This window comes from Tepidibacter sp. (assembly GCF_025210165.1).
In the GTDB taxonomy this organism is placed as follows: domain Bacteria; phylum Bacillota; class Clostridia; order Peptostreptococcales; family Peptostreptococcaceae; genus Tepidibacter_A.
The window spans coordinates 1-3,579 of the sequence record NZ_JAOASI010000047.1 but is presented as its reverse complement, the minus strand read 5'-3'; the positions used below and the strand labels follow the sequence as shown (position 1 = coordinate 3,579).

At 26.3% G+C, this 3,579-nt stretch carries 6 protein-coding genes; 1 reads left to right on the top strand and 5 read right to left on the bottom strand.

All coding sequences use genetic code 11. The features are described 5' to 3' along the window. Both N4A48_RS08720 and N4A48_RS08715 read right to left on the bottom strand, forming a co-directional pair. A partial coding sequence (locus N4A48_RS08720) for a hypothetical protein (RefSeq protein WP_293665510.1) occupies positions 1-500 on the bottom strand: 500 nt, incomplete at its 3' end. A 41-nt stretch (positions 501-541) separates the two neighbouring features. Then, positions 542-1,147, bottom strand: a complete 606-nt coding sequence (locus tag N4A48_RS08715) for a hypothetical protein (protein ID WP_293665509.1) — start codon at positions 1,145-1,147, stop codon at positions 542-544. A gap of 115 nt (positions 1,148-1,262) precedes the next feature. Between N4A48_RS08715 and N4A48_RS08710 the strand changes: the two genes are divergently transcribed. Continuing rightward, positions 1,263-2,057 carry a hypothetical protein gene (locus N4A48_RS08710; RefSeq protein ID WP_293665508.1) on the top strand — a complete coding sequence of 265 codons (795 nt, stop codon included), beginning with the start codon at positions 1,263-1,265 and terminating at the stop codon, positions 2,055-2,057. Between the two features lie 23 nt (positions 2,058-2,080). Here the strand turns inward: N4A48_RS08710 and N4A48_RS08705 are convergent, their stop codons facing one another. The 3 genes from N4A48_RS08705 to N4A48_RS08695 all read right to left on the bottom strand — a co-directional run. After that, entirely contained in the window at positions 2,081-3,058 is a 978-nt protein-coding gene (locus N4A48_RS08705) for a DNA cytosine methyltransferase (protein ID WP_293665507.1), read from the bottom strand. A gap of 96 nt (positions 3,059-3,154) precedes the next feature. Then, a complete protein-coding gene (locus N4A48_RS08700) occupies positions 3,155-3,304 on the bottom strand; it encodes a hypothetical protein (protein WP_293665506.1) in 150 nt (49 codons plus the stop codon). Next, positions 3,297-3,579: PhzF family phenazine biosynthesis protein (locus N4A48_RS08695; RefSeq protein WP_293663841.1), on the bottom strand; the 283-nt coding region annotated here is incomplete at its 5' end. The genes N4A48_RS08700 and N4A48_RS08695, both read right to left, overlap by 8 nt.

Below are 3,579 nucleotides of genomic sequence, written 5' to 3'. Positions count from 1 at the left end.
TCCATATAAAAATTAGAACCAAAGTTATCTCTAACACTCTTTATTTTCTCTATATCATATAACTTATTTCCTATTACTAAAATATTATCTTTATACATAACCCTACATTCTATATGATTTTTTATTTTAGTTGAAATATATAGTATTATAATAGATATCACTATTATCATTAATAATCCATTTCTAATAATATCTATATACCATGCTATGACAATGAAAGCACTATAAAGCATACAATATTTTACTAATGTTGAATTTTTATAAGGTTTCATATAATTTAAATCCAACTCTTTAACTCTATATTCGACTATCTTTTGTTCTATAAAGCTAATCGTTAAAACTAATATATGCATATAAATAATAATATACAAGCCAAAGTTAGGCGCTCTTCTAGGCCCCATATATTCATATTTTTCAATATTTATAAAAACTAGTGCTATTCCTAATAATATAATCACCCATTTTAAAATAGACTCTCTTATCTTAATAATTCTTTTCATATTATTTTCACTTCCTTAAGAACTATATCTTCTAAAACCACCTACTTAACATATAAAGCATAATCTTCCTCATATGATTTTTTAGTTTCTTCAAACGTAGGAATACCTAGTATTTCTACATTTGAAACATCTTCATGTAAAAACTCTTTAACAAGTACTTTAACACATTTCTTAATTTCATTTATATCCCAATAATCTGATAATTTAGTCCACATTTCAATATATGTAGGCTTATGCTCTTTTTCATTAGTTGGTGCAAAATGTTCTACTTGTCTCAAAATATCTTCATCATCTCTTGGATATATGTATGTATAGTGAATATCATCTTTACTTTTTAAAAAACTTTCAATCTCATTATAAAATTCCTTATCTTCTACTTTGTCAATTTCATTTTTCAAAAGATATTCTAAAGAAGGTTTAGTTGTAATTCCAAAGTATCCAAGTTCAATATTTTGTTCTTTATCTAAATATATTGTAACCTCATCATTACAACTTTTATTACAAAGACCATACTCACCGTACCAAAAATTCCAATTTCTAATATCAATATACACTATATCCAAGAAAAACACTTCCTTTCGATTTATACTCAAATATTTAAATAATTCAAATATAATTAATAAATCTTCATATATCATTATACACAAAACCCTTACTTCCTTGTATTTTTTATCAATTGGAATATATAGACTTCAAGTGTATTTTCTGCTATTATTTGTGTATATGCTGTATTAAAAAAGACTTTATTGAGGAGTTGATTTTTTGAAAAATTGGCGTTTATTTGAAGATTCATGTGTAGAATATTTAAATCGTACTTATGGTAATTATACTACTAAATTTGTAGGAACAGGTAAAAGTAATTCAACAAATTCTGATATAAGAGTAATTAAAGACGATGAAACTTTATTCAATATTGAAGCAAAAATGGCAAATTCTCAAAGTGGACAATTTGTATTAATAGATGATGGTAATAAATTTATTTTTAGTGATAGAAATAAATCTCAGGCTAATAAATTTACCAAAATAATACTTCATTACATTAATACATATTATAATACTTTTAAATCTGTATCATCAAAATCTATTCCTATAGACTTAGATACATCAATATTCGCTGAATGGATAAAGGATTATTACAAATCTAAAGATGTTTCATTTATAATAACATCACATTCTGATGAGGATTTTATAGTTTTTCCTATTGAAAAACTTGAAATATATTTTGATATTCTTGCTAATTTTAGGATTAAAACTAGTGGCTCAAGCGATGTTCCATATAAATATCATTCTGAAGTTAAAGAATTATTCGAGCAAAATTTTTCTGAATGCTCGATTGTTAGCGAGGAAAAAAAATCTTATTTAACAACGAATTATCATTTACCTAATAAAACTAAATTAATTGGGAAAAAATACAGGTTCCAGTTTAATAAAGATGGCAATAGATATTTAATACGAAAACTCTCAAACACTAGAAATGCAAATGTAATTTTTTCAATATCTTTGAAATTGAATCAAAATTCAGATGATATCTTACTATTTAAAAAAGAGATAGAGTGATTACTCTCTATCTCTTTTTTTAATCAATAAGTTATAGCTTCTAATTCTCTTAACTCAACTAACTTTCCCATTATATTCAATAAAACTGGTAACGCAACTGAGTTTCCAAACTGTTTCCACGCTTGTGAATCTGACACAGGTATTTTATAATCATCAGGAAATCCTTGAACTCTTTTACATTCATTAGGAGATAATTTTCTTACTTTGTTATTTATAAAGTATGCACCTGTTTTAGAACCTGATCCGCCTCCATGTGCTGATAATGTTATTGCATGACCTTTAATACTGTAAATTCTATCTCCTTGACCACCTTTATTTATTGTCCCTATCCTTATAGGCTTTCTCTCATTCTCTGTAACTGTAATTTCTTTCATTACTATATCATTTCTATCAATAATATATTTTTCAGTTAATTTATCTGGCAACAAAATATCTTCAAGAAATATATCATTAGGAGAAGGTTCTGGAAATCTAAATTGAGTAACTAACAAATCTTCTCTAAAACAAAGAAAATATACTCTTTTCCTTGATTGAGGTACCCCATAATCACTAGCATTTAAAACTTCAAAAAATACGTTATATCCTAATTGATTTAATATATCCGTCATATGCTGTATCGTTTTTCCATCTTTATGTCTTTTTAAATTTGCAACATTTTCTAATAACAGTATCCGTGGTTTATGATATTTTACTATCCTAGCTATCTCAAAAAATAGTGTCCCTCTAGAATCTTCAAACCCTAATTGTTTACCACTAATACTAAAAGCTTGACATGGAAACCCCGCACATAAAATATCATGATTGGGAATTTCACTTTCATGAATTTTTGTAATATCTCCACTTGGTTTTTCACCAAAATTCGCTTCATATGTTTGACATGCATACTTGTCCTTTTCAGATGAAAAAACACACCGTGCGCCATATTGCTCTAATGCTAGTCTAAACCCTCCTATACCTGCAAATAAATCTATAAATTTAATTTCATTTTTAAACTTTTTCATATTATCCTCCGTCTAGGCATTAGTGCTTATATTGTACATTTTCAGTACTCAAATTTTAATAATTATAGATTATAATTATAACACAAAAAAACACCGTTACTTATGGTAATATTCCCCGTACAATATTCTATACTCCAAAATATATCTATAACCCACCTTGAAAACTTTATCAAAATCAAATTTAGTAACTTTATCTAAAATAAATGTTACAAATTCTTCAGCTAAGATTTCTTCTGATTTATTCAATTCTAAATTCTCCTTTTATCATAACTTTGCCTTTTCCACCTACTGAAACATTTATATTATTTTCATCTCTTTGATCAGCTCTAATTTCAATGATACAAGGCAGATTAACTATATTTCCTTGTTCTGCTTTTAAACTTATATGCTTTTGATTGAAATATTTATTTCTTAACAAATATGCACCTAATGCTGAATTTCCTACTCCACACCCTGGATCTTCAATTCCATTTCTAGGGCATATATTTCTTGTATGTATATTAAACTTTTCACTATATGTT